Genomic DNA, 15,712 nt, shown 5'->3' on the forward strand with positions numbered 1-15,712 from the left:
TTAGACCTCACGGGCGTTCCAACGATACCCCATGCCGTAGGCCGTTTGAATACCGTCAAAGCTGGCATCAAGTTGCACGAATTTTCGGCGAATGCGTTTGATGTGAGAGGTCACGGTGTTGTCATCGAGTACCGTGCTGGCGGCTTCCATCAGCTGTTCACGGCTGCGGACGTGGCCAGGGTGCTGTACCAGCGAATGCAACATCCAGAACTCCGTCACCGTGAGATCGACCGGCTGTTGATCCCAGCTCACCGTCATGCGATCCACGTTCATCGCCATGCGCCCTCGCTGCACCACTTCATCGGGTTTTTGCAGGGCTTCCGCCCACGCTTCGGCACGTCTGAGCAGTGCGGTGATACGGGCCAGCAGGTGTTCCAGACTCATGTCTTTGGTGACGTAATCATCGGCTCCGAGGCGCAGTCCATGAACGGTGTCGATGTCGCTGTCGCGGGCGGTCAGGAAAATGATGGGCAGGGTTGCTGATTGGGCACGCAGCGCCTGGCATAGAGTAAAGCCACCTTCCGGTTCGTCGCCCAACCCAACGTCAATGATCGCAAGATCGGGCAGGCTCTGGCGTAGCACCTGCCAAGCCGAGGGCCGGTCACCGTACGTCGATACGCGATAACCTCGGCGCTCGAACGCCGCACGGTAGTTATCCCGGATGCCCGGTTCGTCTTCTATCAGTGCAATGTGTTTTTTCATAACCAGTCGTTCAGCGATATGTGGTTCCATTAAACCATGCTCAAGAGCCGGTTCAAGCGCGAGCGGCGGGATTGCCATAATTCATCATAGTTTTCCGGTAGTTTGCCCGCTTTTGCCACCGAGAGGTCGTCTCGGACTGTTGCAATGGCATCACTCACAGCCACACAAAGGATGACGTGATGATGTTGCTACCGCTGCTTGCCAATCCGGCCATAAGAGCCGATGTTTACGCCTCCCGCCCGCTAAAGCGGAAACTGGATGCCCGAAAAAGGCTGCGTATCGTCGAAGGCATCAGCCTTTGGCTGGCCGTCTTGATGATGCTGTTCGTGCACCCGCTGTATGCCGAAGCCCGCGAGGCCGACCGGGAAGACGCCGGCCAACTTTACCTGACAAACAGGGACAGTGCTTGGCAACAACCGGCGCTGATTCTGAACAGTGACTTCAAAGTGCAGGTGTCGGGCCTGCTGGCTCAGACCCAGCTGACCCGGGAATTCAAAAACACCAGCGATCGCTGGCAAGAAGGCGTATTTGTCTTTCCTTTGCCGGAAAAAGCGACGGTCTACGGTTTGGTGATGACGGTCGGTGAGCGCCGATTGGTGGGCCGCCTCGAGCCCAAGGCGCAAGCCCGCGAAACCTATGAAAAGGCCAAGTCTTCCGGCCAACATGCCACTATGGTCGAGCAGCAGCGCCCGAATTTGTTCACGAGCAGGATTGCCAACATTCCGCCGGGTGAAACCATTCAGGTAGAGATTCAATACCAGCAGCCGGTCAGTTACCGTCAGGGCGAGTTCGAGTTGCGCCTGCCCACCACGTTAACGCCGCGCTATATCCCGGGCGAAACGGTCACCGACACCCCGAAAGATTGGCAGTCCGGCTGGGCCATGCCCACAGACCAGGTGTCCGATGCGGATGAGATCAGCCCCTTCACCGTGCGTTCGCAAGACGTAGACCGCCAAAGCCACCGGGCGACCATCGCGCTGGATATTGAAAGCGGTTTTCCGCTGGCGGAAGTCACCAGCCCCAGCCACAGCTTGCACACGGACATCGACGGCAGCCGGGTCACGGTGAAGCCCGAAAGCGATCGAGTTTTGATGGATAAAGATGTGATTGTGCGGTGGCGCCCAGTGACGGGCCGGGAGCCGACCGCCGCGGTGTTTCAACAGCAATGGCAAGGGCAGGACTTTCTGATGGCGATGGTGTTGCCTCCGGAAACCACCGCCCCGATCTTACGCCGAGAATTGCAATTTGTGATCGATACCTCGGGCTCCATGGCCGGTGAGTCCATGGTCCAGGCGCGCGCCGCCTTGTTGCGCGGTCTCGATACCCTGCGCCCGGGCGATTACTTCAATGTTATTCAGTTCAACAGCCAGGCGCATGCGCTGTTTGCTCAACCTGTGCCAGCGGAACAGCACTATCTGGCTCGTGCCCGTCATTATGTTCACAACTTGCAGGCGGACGGTGGTACGGAGATAGCCGGTGCTTTATCGCTGGCCATGGGGATGGATCAGGCGCCCGTTGATGCTTTGGTGCAGCAAATGGTGTTCATCACCGATGGGGCTGTGGGTAATGAAACGGCGTTGTTTGACATGATTCGTCGAGGCCTGAACGATCGTCGTTTGTTTACCGTCGGCATAGGTTCGGCGCCGAACATGCACTTTCTTCGCGAAGCTGCCCGTTGGGGCCGGGGGGAGTACACCGCCATCCACAACAGTGGCGAAGTGAATGCAGCGTTGAAGCAGCTGTTTTCTGCCATGGACGCTCCTGTGCTCACCGATATTGAAGTGCGTTGGCCGTTTCAAAGCCCTGTGCTGGAAACGGTGCCATCCAAGCCGGGTGACCTGTTTCGGGGCCGACCGTTGGTGCAAACGATTCAAGGCCTGCCAGCCGCTGGCGAACTGGAGGTGTCTGGCAAGCTCCCTGGCGGTCGCCGCTGGACGACTCGTTTGAATCTTGGTCACGCCGCGCCGGCCATCGGCCTGAATCGACACTGGGCCAGAGGCCGGATCGATGAGCTGATGGATGCGGCCAGCCTGAATGGAGAGACGCCAGACGAGTCCAGTATTATCAAATTGTCGATGACACACCATGTGATGTCGCCATTCACCAGCTTTGTTGCGGTAGAGGAACAACCGGTTCGGCCGACGTCCGAGACGCTCGAAAGTGAACAGTTACCCACCCTGCTGCCAGCGGGCAGTCGCTCAGGAATGCTGCGATATCCGCAAACGGCCACCTTCTGGCCGCTGCTCAGCGCATTGGGTCTGGTTGGGTTAATGTTTGCCCTGGCGATGCTGTTACTGAATCGGAGGGCTGCATGATGAGTCGCTTTTTTGTCCTGCTGACAAGCTCTTCTCTGATCCTGCTGATGTTTGGGTTGTGGATACCGTTCAAGGCCTTGGTGGCTCAGGAATTGTTGAAAAAGGCCTGGTTAGACAGTCAGGCCCAACAAACGGAGGAACGGCCCTGGCCGTGGGCCGATACCTGGCCGGTGGCAAAGCTGGAACTGCCGGAGTTGGGTGTTTCCATGATTGTGCTGGAGGGGGGGCACGGTGAAAGCCTGGCCTTCGGTCCGGGACGGGTGTTTGGGGGCGAGCGCGGGCCCCTGATTCTGGCTGGTCACCGGGATACCCATTTCCGTCATTTAAAAGATGTGCAGGCCGGTTATCAAGTGCGGGTGCAGAACCAGAACCAACAATGGCAGTATTATGAGGTCACCGACGTGAGCATTGTCGATAGTCGCACTGAGGCGATAGACACCCACCAGCTCGCGCAAGACTCTGTGTTGTTGATTACCTGTTACCCTTTTGATGCCATGGATGCGAGAGGGCCCTTACGCTATGTTGTAGAGGCGCGCTCTGTATCTCCGGCAGTGCCAAGCAGTACTGTTGCGATTTTGTAAATTGGCATACACTTGTGCGCTCAAAATTTATAATCCGGAAGCGCAGTATGGGTGTTGTAAGAAAAGTAGTGGCCTGGTTATGTGTTGCCATTATCTGTTTGTTGTCTTTGGTTTTGTATCTGGCACGGCCTTTTAACCCGGACAACAATCGCTTGTTAGCGGGATTCATTGCTCGTTTTTGTCGGCGGGTACTGGGGATGGAACGTCCTCTGTACGGCGCTGAGAACATGCCTCAAGACCGGCCAACGGTGATCGTCGCGAACCATCAAGAGAATGATGACCTGATGATTGTCGGAGACTTACTGCCCCCCAGGACGGTAGCAGTCGGTAAATCGGCCCTGCTCTGGATTCCTTTCTTTGGTCAGGTGTTTTGGTTGGGTGCCAATATTATCCTCAACCGGAGCCAGTCCCATAAAGCCGTGGCAATTATGAAAGCCACCAGCGAAGCCATCAATAAGGACCGTAAAAGCATCTGGGTGTTTGCCGAAGGTACTCGCAGCCGCGGTCGCGGTCTTGGACGCTTCAAAAAAGGGGCGTTTCACATGGCGATTGCTGCCGGAGCCCCCATTACGATGGTGTGCGTAGGCAACTACCATGGCAAAACCGAAGGCGTGTTGGGTCGCCGTGGCTCGGTGCCGGTGCGAATCCTCTCCCCGATAGAAACCGCAGGCTTGACCAACGCCGATGTTACGGACTTGATGGAACGTTGCCACAAGCAAATGGCGGAGGCTGTTGACGGGTTGTCAGTAACCTCAGGAACTGCTTGAACAGCCTATAAAAACAGGGCAGTCTTTGCGCATATAGTTGAATGAGCGATAGGAGAACCGATAGATGAGTCTGGTCTGGTTTCTGATTATTGGTGGTCTTGCGGGCTGGTTAGCCGGCTTGATTATGAAAGGTAAAGGCTTCGGTGTGCTGGCCAATATTGGTATTGGTATTGTGGGTTCGGTCATCGGTGGGGTTGTTTTTGGCCTGCTCGGACTTGCCGTAAAAAGCATGGTCGGAGAGCTGGTGACAGCCACGGCTGGCGCGGTCCTCCTTCTGGCTGTTGTTAACAAGATAAAGCAGGGCTGACATGATCATACCCATTACGGCTGTCTTTGCCGCGGCGATAGGCATTTTGTTGCTGGTTCTCTCTGTCATGGCAGTTAGATTCCGGCTTAAGTATCAAATTGGCATGGGGGTTAATGATGACCCTGTATTTCAAGCGACGGTCCGGGCCCACGCGAATCTGGTGGAATACGCCCCGATTGGCTTGATCATGCTGGCCATTGCCGAATTGAACGGCGTGTCGTCAACCTGGGTTTACTGGACCGGGATGGCGTTGGTGCTAGGACGAATCTTGCACGCCTTTGGCATGATCAAGGGTAAGGGCAGAACTCACAAGGCTCGGCTGGTGGGCATGGTGCTGACCTGGTTGTCGATTCTGATGGCGGCGCTTTTGTTGTTGTGGAATGTTGGCAAGGTTTACGGTTAAACGCCGGTGATGAAAAAACGGGGCCTGACAGGCCCCGTTTTTGTATGTGTGGCATTGGGTTTGGGCTTTAAAGAGCCTTAGCAATGTCCATGGATAGATATTCCAGCTCAACCCTGCGATTGGCAGCGCGGTCCTCAGGCCGAGCCAGAGGTCGATCTGCGCCCCAGGTAGCCATGACCATGGCAGACGGAGAAACCCCTTCCCGTGTTAACAGTCTCGCCACCGAATGGGCTCTCAGGCGGGCTAAAAACTGGTTGTAGTCGCCTGAACCAAAGTTGTCCGAGTGACCGTGGATTTTCACCCGCATGCCCGGATGGCGCTTCAGATAGGCAGCATGCTGCTTGAGAATCTCGGTATCTGTCGCATCCAGTGTGTGTTTGTTATAACCGAAGTGAAAGCGAGAGCGATGAGGGCGACCTGCCTCCTGACGCTGTTGGGCTGCAATAAAACCGGACGCCAGCGCGGCTTGGGCCAGCATTTCAGGGTTGTCTAAAACGAGAGTCGTCATCTGCAGTATCCTTGCAATCAAAGTCAGGTTCTTTTTGTTATCGCTCCGGTACTATTTAGTTATAGAGCAATAACAGCAATTGGCGAATAGTCGATACAAGATCCGCGAATACGGTTACCCATTGAAGAGTGATTGTATGACTGCCTGATGACATTACACCGCGAAAATAAGGCGTCACTGTGGTAAAAAACAGCCTATCAAGGACCGATTGTGATGAATAGTGACCGCCTATGTTGATTATCCCCGCCGAGAACACCGTTAACTGGAAGCGCCCACCCTGGGTGACTCTGAGCCTTATCATGACATGCCTGTTGGTGTTCCTGTTTTACCAGGGCGGCGATGACCAGAAGCTGGAATCTGCGCTTGAGCAATACATTGATAGCGGATTGCTCAAGCTCGAAGCACCGGCTTATGAAGATTACCTGCAACGGGAAATTCGCTTTGAGGACGATCAGAAAAGCGTGTTGGAGCTGCAGGAGTTTCAACAGCTTCGGGAGCAGAATAATGAGCTCTGGCAAGCGCTGACGTTGTTGATGGATCGTGAATATTACCGATACCTGCAAGACAATACCGACATCATCTGGGCACCGGCAGAGCGCCGCCTCTGGCTTGAGCAGCGGGCAAGCATAGAAGACCGCTGGATCAGTCAGATGAGTGCGTTTCAGCTTGGTTTGGTGCCCGCCGACCTTTCGCTCTATACCCTCATCAGTTATCAGTTTCTGCACGGTGGCTGGGGTCACATAATAGGTAACTTGCTGTTCCTGTTTTTGCTGGGGTTCACCGTAGAGAGAGCCTTGGGGCCGGGCAGGTATCTGGTGGCTTACTTGGTGTGTGGTGCTCTGTCGGGCTTGGTGTTTACCGCATTTTCCTCTGGCAGTCAGATACCGCTGGTCGGCGCATCGGGCTCCATTTCTGGCTTGATGGGTATGTATGTGGCCATTTACGGGCTTCAGAAAATCCGGTTTTTCTATTTTCTGGGAGTGTACTTCAACTACTTTCGGGCGCCGGCCATTGCCATGCTGCCGGTGTGGCTTGGCAAGGAAATTTACGATTACTGGTTTGCCGGCGCCACCGGCGTTGCTTACATGGCCCACGCTGGCGGATTGGTTGCCGGCGCAGGCTTGGTGTGGCTGCTGGGGAAAAGCTGGCTACAAGTGAAAGAAGAGTTCTACGAGCCAGAGCCTGATGAACAGGATACCCGTTTTACGAACGGCTATGCGCAGGCGATGGCCAGCCTTGGGCGACTGGATTTTGATCTGGCCAGACGCCAGTTTGAAGCGCTTCGAGAGCATTACCCTGAACGCTCTATTCTGTTAGAACACCTGTATCAGATTGCCAAACTTCGACCTGACCTGCCTGCTTACCGGGACCTCGCCACCGAACTGATGTCGGATGCTCTTGTCCGCCGTCAACCGGAACAGCTGGTGACGGTTTGGCAGGAATATCTCAGCAAGGGCGAAGCACACTACCCGCTGGCCGGAGAAGATCACAACCGGGTGTTGTTTGCCAGCTTGAAGAATAACGATCTAAAGGCTGCAGAGAAGGCGTTTGAAAGAATGCGGATGCGGGCCGATCCTGAAATGGTTTACGAGGCCTGTCAGCTGTTGGTCGCCGAGTTTGATAAGTTGCAGATGGAGCCTAAAGCCCGACATTACCGCCAGTTGCTTCAGGGCCTGAGCTAAGCGTCAGGCCCTGTTTCTGCGTTTCTATTCAGCGATGTGGAAACTCGCTTTAGGGCCTTTTAGCGGTTCCCGGTTGCGGGCTTGTTCCAGCCAGACGTCGATCTGCTTGTGAGCAGGGTGGTCGCTGCAACGTTTTTGCACATAGGTGAGAAACGCGCTCGCCTTTTCCCATTGCTGGAGGCCATTCGCCAACACTTGCGCCGCCAGCAGGTAGGCGGGCGCCAAGTGCTCGCTGTCCGGGAACCGTTTGTGGAAATCCTGCAGTAGCCGGAGCGCCGGCTTGAAATGTTGTCTGTGATACAGGGCCGTGGCGCAGTTCAGGGTAAGATCCGCGTCGTCCACCTGGAAGTTGGGCTCCAGGGTTTGCAGCGTTTTGATCAGCTCGTTCAGTCCGTCGCCATCGCTGCGGTCGGCTAGCCAAGCCATTAATCGCGGATGATACCGGTACAGCTCTGACGCGTCGTTGCGTGCAGTGAGCAGCTGGTAAAACTGGCCCAGCCTGTGAGGGTCGTCCCGGTCTTTTTTGAGAGCTTCCTTGAGGATCGCCTGAGCGCGGTCGTAGTTACCGTCTTTGAGGCTCATGTCCAGATCCGCATCCAGTCGGCTGGAGCGGTCCCGATGTTGCTGACCGGCCAGATCCTCTTCATCCTGAATGTCCGAAGCAAAGCCCAGTTCTTCCTGATACTGGAACAACAGATAGCCCAGCATGTGGAACAGGATCAGCGTGAAGGTACTGTTCAAAAAGCCCGCTAAAGGCTGTGCTACCCACAGCGGGAAATGGGTAACGGCAAAGTCTTGGGCGGCACCCGAAGCCAGCGTCAGCAGGATTAAATAACCGTACAGCAAGAAATAAGGCGTGCCGATCCGGGAGATCAGCACGGCCAGATTCAGGGGATTCACCGCAGCGCCAACAGAGCGCTCCATCGCCAGCACCATAATGCTGGCAGGCAACCCAAGCACCACAAAAGCGATGGCCAACATCATCAAAATAGGACCGCCAAGCATGGCGGCAGTGGCCACCAGGGCACCCATCAAAACAAAAACCAACAGCTGCAAGATCACGATGTTGAAGCCGCTACCGGAAAAGGCTTCTGACACCGGAGGTGGTTTCAGGTATCCCTCCGCGGTGCGATTGATCACCGCGTAAGTGTATTTGAACAAGGCCAGAGCCAAGATCACCCAAATGATCAGCCCGATAAGGTTGGCGGGAGCGACAATGGGCACGAGCGTGCAGATGGCAATGACAATCAGCGGGTCGGTGTGGAACGGGTAGCGGAAGAACGCGCCAATTCTTTGCCAGAACGGCACCACTTCGGTGGCGGCACCCAAGTAGCGCATGGCCTTGCTGCATTTCGGGCAAAGCGCTTGTCGTTGGCGGGCATCCGCATCCGGCATGCACCGGTTGCAGTAGTGCATCTGGCACTCACCACAGTGCCATTTGGCAGGGTCGCCTGGGTGGTAGTGACAATCGTGTTTCAAAATTAATGTCCTAGCCCGTCAGAAAGCAGCTTCAATAATGACAGAAGAACCGCGCCCTCGCATTATTTGGTGCTGAAAACGTGAATCGATGGTTGTAGTCTGGTTTCCAGGTTTTTGACGACGTTCGATACCAATTGCCCGTTTTTGGAAGCGTATTCCGGAGATTCTTTTAGAGGCAAGGAACTCTTCCACATTACGTCGATGCCAGTCGGTTGAAGTCTGAGTTTTCGGTGCGATATTTAAGTATAAGGACAAAATTGAGAGCGTAATTAGAGGAGGCAACGCATGTCGAATAAATCGTCGAGTTCCAACAGCCTGAACACTCTCTCCACCCTCGATGCCGGTGGTAAGACGTTTCACTATTACAGTCTGAAAAAGGCCGAAGAATCTTTGGGCAGTCTGCAGCGTTTGCCCTTCTCTTTGAAAGTATTGATGGAGAATTTGTTGCGCAACGAAGATGGCGTCACCGTCGACCGTTCCCACATTGACGCCATGGTGCAGTGGCTGAAAGATCGCCGATCCGATACTGAAATCCAGTTCCGCCCGGCCCGGGTGCTGATGCAAGACTTTACCGGCGTGCCGGGCGTTGTGGATCTGGCGGCAATGCGGGAAGCGGTCAAGCAGGCCGGTGGTGACCCGGCCCTGATCAACCCGTTGTCGCCGGTGGATCTGGTGATTGACCACTCGGTGATGGTTGATAACTTTGGCTCTGCGTCGTCGTTTGATAAAAACGTCGAGATCGAGATGAAGCGCAACCAGGAGCGCTACGAATTTTTGCGTTGGGGCCAGCAGGCCTTCAATAACTTCCGTGTGGTTCCGCCAGGAACCGGTATCTGCCATCAGGTGAACCTGGAATATCTCGGTAAAACCGTTTGGCAAAAGCAGGACGGTGACAAGACCATCGCCTACCCGGACACGCTGGTGGGCACCGACTCCCACACCACTATGATCAACGGCCTGGGTATTTTGGGCTGGGGTGTCGGTGGCATTGAGGCGGAAGCCGCGATGTTGGGGCAGCCGGTGTCGATGCTGATTCCAGAAGTGGTTGGCTTCAAAATGACCGGTAAGCTGCGGGAAGGCATCACCGCCACCGACTTGGTGCTGACGGTGGTTGAAATGCTGCGTAAGAAAGGTGTGGTCGGCAAGTTTGTGGAATTCTACGGCGACGGCCTGAAAGACATGCCGGTGGCGGACCGCGCTACGATTGCCAACATGGCACCAGAATACGGCGCTACCTGTGGCTTCTTCCCGGTGGACGAGCAAACCTTGAAGTATTTGCGCCTGACGGGCCGTGACGATGAACTAATCGATCTGGTCGAGGGCTATGCCAAAGCTCAGGGCTTGTGGCGTGAGCCTGGTCATGAGCCGGTTTACAGCGCCACACTTGAGCTCGATATGGGCGATGTCGAAGCCAGCTTGGCGGGGCCGAAACGGCCGCAGGACCGGGTTGCTCTGAAGAACATGAAAGCGGCGTTTGAGCTGCTGATGGAAACCAACGAAGGTGCCCCGGATACGACTGAAAAGCGTGATTCCAAGCTGGAGTCCGAAGGTGGGCAAACGGCCGTGGGTGTTGATAGCAGTTATCACCATCCTTGCAGCCGCCCGTTGACCTTGAACGGTCAGGAGACCCGGCTGGACCCGGGTGCGGTGGTGATTGCGGCAATTACTTCCTGTACCAACACGTCCAATCCCAGCGTCATGATGGCGGCCGGGTTGGTCGCTCGGAAAGCGGTTGAAAAAGGCTTGCAAACCAAGCCGTGGGTGAAAACCTCGTTGGCGCCTGGCTCCAAGGTGGTGACGGAATATCTGAACGCCGGTGGCTTCCAAGATGACCTGAACAAGTTGGGCTTTGATCTGGTGGGTTACGGTTGCACAACCTGTATCGGTAACTCCGGGCCGCTGCCGGATGAGGTGGAAAAAGCGATCGAGGATGGCGATATCACCGTCGCGTCGGTGTTGTCGGGTAACCGTAACTTTGAGGGCCGAATTCATCCGTTGGTGAAAACCAACTGGTTAGCGTCACCCCCGTTGGTGGTGGCTTACGCGCTGGCAGGTAACGTCCGTGTGAACCTGAATACCGATCCGCTGGGTAAAGACAAAGACGGCAATCCGGTGTATCTGAAAGATCTCTGGCCCAGCCAGCAGGAGGTCGCCGAAGCGGTGGAGAAAGTGAAAACCGGTATGTTCAGCAGCGAATATGCGGCTGTGTTCGATGGCGATGCGACCTGGCAGTCGATCGATGTGCCGCAAACCAAGGTATATACGTGGTCCGACGACTCTACTTACATTCAGCATCCGCCTTTCTTTGAAGGCATGGGGCCTGAGCCTGATGCGGTGGAAGACATCCAGGACGCGCATATTCTGGCTTTGCTGGGTGATTCGGTGACCACCGACCACATCTCGCCCGCGGGTTCATTCAGTCCCGATAGCCCTGCCGGAAAATACCTGCAGGAGCATGGAGTGGAACCGAAGAACTTCAACTCCTACGGGTCTCGTCGCGGTAATCACGAGGTGATGATGCGAGGCACCTTCGCCAACGTGCGCATCCGCAACGAGATGCTTGACGGAGTGGAAGGGGGTGTCACGAAATTCGTCCCCACTGGCGAGCAAATGCCGATATACGATGCCGCCATGAAGTATCAGGAGAAGGGCACGCCGCTGGTGGTTATTGCTGGTAAGGAATACGGCACCGGTTCAAGTCGGGACTGGGCGGCCAAGGGGACACGGCTGCTGGGTGTTCGTGCCGTGGTGGCCGAATCCTATGAGCGGATTCACCGTTCCAACCTGATTGGTATGGGCGTAATGCCCTTGCAGTTCCCGGAAGGCGAAAACCGCCAATCGTTGAAATTGACCGGGGAAGAGACCATCAGCATCGAAGGGCTGTCTGGCGACATTAAGCCGGGTCAGACTCTGAAAATGACGGTGAAGTATGCCGATGGTTCTACCAAGACCTGTGACCTGAAGTCGCGGATTGATACCGCCAATGAGGCAATTTACTTCATGCACGGCGGCATCCTGCACTATGTGGTGCGGGAAATGCTGAAGTCTGCATGACCCTTAACCGAAGCAGGCCATCCGCCTGCTTCGGTTACTTTTCTTCGGCCGGGAGCTGTATGGGTACAGAAAGCCAGAACGTGGCCCCGGCCCCTTCTTCCGACTCGTAGCCGACATCCCCGCCCATGGCTTGCATGAGCTGTTTGGTGATCGCCAAGCCAAGCCCCGTGCCCTCCTTTGCTCGTGCTGAGGAACCATCCGCTTGAGCAAATTTTTCGAAGATACGGTCTCGAAAGTTATCGGGAACCCCGGAGCCTTTGTCTGAAACTTCAATCACCGCGTGGTCGCCAACTTTGCAGATTTCTACCGTGATCTCTTCGTTAGCGGGCGAGAACTTCACCGCATTGGAGAGCAAATTGGCGACTGCTTGCTGAAGGCGTTGTGGGTCAATGTGCGCTTGTAGGCCCGAAGAGGTTTCCTTCAGGCACAATTGAACCTGTTTTTGGTTGGCGTAAGACTGTATGTGCTCGACAGCGGTTGTGACGACCTCGGCGATGGGGAGCTGTTCCATAGCCATTAACATGTTCCCGCTGATCAGTTTTTCAATGTCGAGAAGATCGTCGATGAGCGCTCGGAGTTGATCTGCATTACGTCGAGTAATGTTCAACATTTGTCGCGTTTTTTCGGATAAATCCCCTGTGGCTCCTCCAAGAATCAATCCCAACGAACCCGCAATGGATGTGAGCGGCGTGCGGAGCTCGTGACTGACGGTCGACACAAACTGGTTCTTCATTTCTTCGCTCTTCTGCCGCTCGTCAATATCGACGATATAACCGTGCCACAAGATACTGCCTTCGGGCAGTTTTTCAGGGTTGGCTTTACCCTCGATCCAGCGCCAGTGGCCTTCAGGGGTCATAATACGATATCGCGTTTCCCACGGTTCGAGAGTCTTGGCGGACTGCTGAATAGACTCGAATACCCTTGGCATATCCTCCCGGTGTATGCGCTTAAACGCGGGAGTGGCATCTTCAAAAACGTCGTGGGCGGTCAGGCCGAAGATTCTCCGGATACCTTCGCTGGTGTAGGGAAAACTGCTGTGGCCGTCGGGCCAAAGGCGGTATTGGTAGAGCATGCCGGGAGCGTTCGAAACCAGCTTGTCGAGAGTCGCGGCCTGATCTTGTTGCTGAATCAGATCAGCGACCCATCGGGCGAGCAGGCTGACGAAGGTTTTTTCCGTTTCGGTGAAGCCGGGCAATCTCGGTGAGGCTGATGAGAAGTTCAGTGTGCCGACGGCCTCACCGTTAACCCAGATGGGCGCAGCGAGATAGCTTTCCAGCCCGAAGAGCTGATAGCAGGGTAGATCTCGGTAGGGAGAGTGGGCCATGTGGTCGATGGCGAGCACATCCGGCTGAGACATCAGGATCGCGCAATAGGTTTGTGCCAGCGGCAACGTCAAGCCGTTTTGGAGCGAAGGACCTCGTCGCTCATGATGCCAAAGTATGGTGTAGGCGTCGCCGGTGATTTTACTGACGATTGCGGTGTCGATCTTTAAATACAGGCAAGCGATGGAAAGGGCTCGTTCAATTCGCTCGCCGTTGCTACCCTGAGTTTCCAGTGCAATGTCATTGAGTATATTGAGTGCACGGGTTCGCTCAGTGTAATAGCTGCTTAACTCTTGATACCTGAATTCCCGCTCGATGATGTCGGCCAGGTCTCGCAGTGCTTGCTTGTCGTCACTGGGAAAGTGTCGCGGTGAGGTGTCAATCAGGCACAAGGTGCCCAATCGGTTGCCTTCGAGATCAGCCAGTGGTGTGCCTGCATAAAAGCGTATGTTTGGAGGGCCGGTGACGAGAGGGTTGTCAGCGAAGCGTTCGTCGGCGAGCGTATCTTCCACCAGAAAAATATCGTTGCCGAGAATCGCGTGCCCACAAAATGAAATGTCCCGGCCGGTTTCCGTGGCATCAAGGCCGTAACAGGATTTGAACCATTGTCGGTCTTTATCGACCAGAGACACCAGGCAGATTGGCACATCAAACAGACGAGCGGCCAAGCGCGTAACCCGATCAAAGCGCTCCTCCGGGGGCGAATCCAGCAGCTGCGTAGCCTGTAGTGCTGCTAGCCGTGAGGCCTCGTTCGCAGGGTAGTCAGGTGCTTTCATGATGGCTCTCGCTCGGATGATTAGCGGTCGGTAAGTCAAGCCAGAAATGGGCGCCGTTCTGGTAAAAATAGCCCACTTTACCGCCCATGAGTGTGGCCAGTTCTTTGCAGATAGCCAGCCCTAACCCGGTGCCGGATTTTGCTCGGGACGAGCCAAGCTCGGCTTGTGCGAACCGTTGGAACAAGTTCGGGGAAAAATGTTTGGGAACGCCATCTCCCTGGTCAACCACAGTGATGCGAACATAGCCGGGAGCGTTGGATTCGGCTTTCACGCTGACTAAGCCGGCGTTCGGTGAATATTTGATGGCATTGCTAATGAGATTGTTAAGGATTTGCTGAAGGCGTGCCGGATCAGCATGCACGGACAGATTTTCTGTGCTTTCGGGAGTCAGCGTTATCTGGTATTGATCGGCCATCGCCTGGTTGGCTTCGCAGGCTTCCTGAATCGCTTTAGATGCTTGGACTGTGGAGGCTTGAATACTGAGTTTTCCGGCTACGGCTTTGTCAAAGTCCAGAAGCTCTGTGATCAGCGTCTGAAGGTGCTCGCCATTTCTGAGGGCGACTTTGGTTAACGACTTTGCTTTGTCGGGCAGCGCCCCAATTGCGCCGGAATTCAGCAGTTTAAGAGAGCCATTGATAGAGGTAAGAGGGGTGCGCAGTTCATGACTGACGTTGGAAACGAACTGGGTTTTCAGTTCATCCAGCGCCTCACGTTCATCCATTAGCAAGTTGAACGCTTGTGCAAGGTTTCGGGTTTCTGTCGTGCCGCCCACGCGTAAGCGTTGGCTGAAGGTCGTATCGGCGGCCATATTCAGAATCTTGTCGGACATGTTGGTTAGGTGGCGTGTGGCCGCCCGGGTCAAAAGGTAGGCCATTATTAGTAGCGGCAACATGGCTGCGGCACTGGCCCAGAGAAAGCTCTGGAACCAGGCTTGAGCCGGCTGGGTCGCGCGCTCGTAGGGCGCTGCGCTGACAAACAGCCAGCCAAGCCGGGACAGGTGCTGGGTGGCGTACACCCAGCGCTTACCGGCACTGTCAGTAAGGACTCCTGCATTCACACCCGATAAGGCTGCATCGATTAACCGGTCCTCGCCCGGAGCGGGCAGCTCAGGCGAGGGCTCGCCCGGTTGCAGTGCATCGACCTGGAGAAAATGCCCTGTATCAATAACCTTCAGCAAGGTGCCCGGCTCTGGATTCAAATCGTCTGGAAGAATGCCCTGTTTCGAGAGATCGATAGTCCCCCCTGCAAAACCAAGCAAATCACCTTCATCGCTTCGTATCGGCGCTAAAAAAGAAAGTAAAGGCAATCCAGTTCTTCGCCCCATGACGGGGCGGCTGACAACCGGCTCGTGCGAGGTGATGGCGCGTTTGAAATGGGCGCGGTCTGCGTATGATGTACCAATACGGTTGGCGACAAAATGGTTCTGGGCAATCGCCACGCTGTTGTTGTCAAAAATGAGCAGGTCGCCTGCAAACAAACGTCCTAGCGCAGGCTGCCGTCCGAGTAAGAGGTTGAGTTGTTCAAGAGGCAGCAGATCATGGCCATCGGTTAACGTGTTGGCAAAAGCGCCCAGAGCATTGAGCCTGATGGATAGGGCTTCGTTGACTTTGCTGGCCATGGCTTTGGCTTGCAGGGTTTGCCGCTCAGAGAGCACTTCTTCGAAATCATGAAGTAGCCGGTTATAAGCGATAGACAGTATCAGGCTCACACTGATAATGATGCTCAAACCGGTAATCAGGACAACACGGGTGCCGAGATTCAGTGTTTTCAAGGAAGACTCTTGTCATTGTGGTCGTAGTAACGAAAACGTGCTTAC

At 55.2% G+C, this 15,712-nt stretch carries 12 protein-coding genes; 7 read left to right on the forward strand and 5 right to left on the reverse strand.

The genetic code is table 11. The features are described from left to right. On the reverse strand, positions 1–702 hold the full coding sequence (pdsR, locus tag VOI14_RS02975) for a proteobacterial dedicated sortase system response regulator (protein WP_323750619.1): 702 nt from the start codon (positions 700–702) through the stop codon (positions 1–3). A 179-nt stretch (positions 703–881) separates the two neighbouring features. Here pdsR and VOI14_RS02980 point away from each other — a divergent pair, with 179 nt between their 5' ends. From VOI14_RS02980 to VOI14_RS03000, 5 genes are all read left to right on the forward strand, one after another. Further along, complete coding sequence (locus VOI14_RS02980) at positions 882–3,017, forward strand: marine proteobacterial sortase target protein (RefSeq protein WP_323750541.1); 2,136 nt, start codon at positions 882–884, stop codon at positions 3,015–3,017. Further along, a complete protein-coding gene (locus VOI14_RS02985; protein ID WP_323750542.1) occupies positions 3,014–3,598 on the forward strand; it encodes a class GN sortase in 585 nt (194 codons plus the stop codon). Before VOI14_RS02980 ends, VOI14_RS02985 begins: the two co-directional genes overlap by 4 nt. A 47-nt stretch (positions 3,599–3,645) precedes the next feature. Beyond that, complete coding sequence (locus VOI14_RS02990; RefSeq protein WP_323750543.1) at positions 3,646–4,365, forward strand: 1-acylglycerol-3-phosphate O-acyltransferase; 720 nt, start codon at positions 3,646–3,648, stop codon at positions 4,363–4,365. Between the two features lie 64 nt (positions 4,366–4,429). Further along, positions 4,430–4,672: a GlsB/YeaQ/YmgE family stress response membrane protein gene (locus VOI14_RS02995; RefSeq protein WP_323750544.1), complete on the forward strand. Its 243-nt coding sequence runs from the start codon at positions 4,430–4,432 to the stop codon at positions 4,670–4,672. Position 4,673: 1 nt separating this feature from the next. Then, positions 4,674–5,075 (forward strand): MAPEG family protein, encoded by a 402-nt coding sequence (locus VOI14_RS03000; protein WP_323750545.1) that lies wholly within the window; start codon positions 4,674–4,676, stop codon positions 5,073–5,075. Between the two features lie 67 nt (positions 5,076–5,142). Here the strand turns inward: VOI14_RS03000 and VOI14_RS03005 are convergent, their stop codons facing one another. After that, positions 5,143–5,583, reverse strand: coding sequence for an OmpA family protein (locus tag VOI14_RS03005; RefSeq protein WP_323750546.1), 441 nt, complete (start codon positions 5,581–5,583; stop codon positions 5,143–5,145). A gap of 230 nt (positions 5,584–5,813) precedes the next feature. On the opposite strand from VOI14_RS03005, the gene VOI14_RS03010 reads away from it, so the two are divergent. Continuing rightward, a complete protein-coding gene (locus tag VOI14_RS03010) occupies positions 5,814–7,265 on the forward strand; it encodes a rhomboid family intramembrane serine protease (RefSeq protein WP_323750547.1) in 1,452 nt (483 codons plus the stop codon). Positions 7,266–7,289: 24 nt separating this feature from the next. On the opposite strand, the gene VOI14_RS03015 is transcribed toward VOI14_RS03010, so the two are convergent. Continuing rightward, positions 7,290–8,744, reverse strand: a complete 1,455-nt coding sequence (locus VOI14_RS03015; RefSeq protein WP_323750548.1) for a hypothetical protein — start codon at positions 8,742–8,744, stop codon at positions 7,290–7,292. A gap of 285 nt (positions 8,745–9,029) precedes the next feature. Between VOI14_RS03015 and acnA the strand changes: the two genes are divergently transcribed. Then, the gene (gene acnA / locus VOI14_RS03020; RefSeq protein ID WP_323750549.1) at positions 9,030–11,798 is read left to right on the forward strand and encodes an aconitate hydratase AcnA; all 2,769 of its coding nucleotides are present in this window, start codon (positions 9,030–9,032) and stop codon (positions 11,796–11,798) included. A gap of 34 nt (positions 11,799–11,832) precedes the next feature. On the opposite strand, the gene VOI14_RS03025 is transcribed toward acnA, so the two are convergent. Together VOI14_RS03025 and VOI14_RS03030 are read right to left on the reverse strand one after the other, a co-directional pair. Beyond that, positions 11,833–13,896 carry a GAF domain-containing protein gene (locus VOI14_RS03025; RefSeq protein ID WP_323750550.1) on the reverse strand — a complete coding sequence of 688 codons (2,064 nt, stop codon included), beginning with the start codon at positions 13,894–13,896 and terminating at the stop codon, positions 11,833–11,835. Then, on the reverse strand, positions 13,883–15,667 hold the full coding sequence (locus VOI14_RS03030) for an ATP-binding protein (protein ID WP_323750551.1): 1,785 nt from the start codon (positions 15,665–15,667) through the stop codon (positions 13,883–13,885). The genes VOI14_RS03025 and VOI14_RS03030 overlap by 14 nt, the downstream gene beginning before the upstream one ends. Positions 15,668–15,712 lie beyond the last annotated feature (45 nt).

It is taken from the genome of Marinobacter sp. (genome assembly GCF_034669625.1).
GTDB lineage: Bacteria > Pseudomonadota > Gammaproteobacteria > Pseudomonadales > Oleiphilaceae > Marinobacter.

What these genes read in the sequence shown, in the direction of transcription:
- acnA (WP_323750549.1), top strand. Translation starts at nt 9,030, where the DNA reads ATGTCGAATAAATCGTCGAGTTCCAACAGCCTGAACACTCTCTCCACC.
- pdsR (WP_323750619.1), bottom strand. Translation starts at nt 702, where the DNA reads ATGAAAAAACACATTGCACTGATAGAAGACGAACCGGGCATCCGGGAT.
- VOI14_RS03010 (WP_323750547.1), top strand. Translation starts at nt 5,814, where the DNA reads ATGTTGATTATCCCCGCCGAGAACACCGTTAACTGGAAGCGCCCACCC.
- VOI14_RS02980 (WP_323750541.1), top strand. Translation starts at nt 882, where the DNA reads ATGATGTTGCTACCGCTGCTTGCCAATCCGGCCATAAGAGCCGATGTT.
- VOI14_RS02995 (WP_323750544.1), top strand. Translation starts at nt 4,430, where the DNA reads ATGAGTCTGGTCTGGTTTCTGATTATTGGTGGTCTTGCGGGCTGGTTA.
- VOI14_RS02985 (WP_323750542.1), top strand. Translation starts at nt 3,014, where the DNA reads ATGATGAGTCGCTTTTTTGTCCTGCTGACAAGCTCTTCTCTGATCCTG.
- VOI14_RS02990 (WP_323750543.1), top strand. Translation starts at nt 3,646, where the DNA reads ATGGGTGTTGTAAGAAAAGTAGTGGCCTGGTTATGTGTTGCCATTATC.
- VOI14_RS03000 (WP_323750545.1), top strand. Translation starts at nt 4,674, where the DNA reads ATGATCATACCCATTACGGCTGTCTTTGCCGCGGCGATAGGCATTTTG.
- VOI14_RS03005 (WP_323750546.1), bottom strand. Translation starts at nt 5,583, where the DNA reads ATGACGACTCTCGTTTTAGACAACCCTGAAATGCTGGCCCAAGCCGCG.
- VOI14_RS03025 (WP_323750550.1), bottom strand. Translation starts at nt 13,896, where the DNA reads ATGAAAGCACCTGACTACCCTGCGAACGAGGCCTCACGGCTAGCAGCA.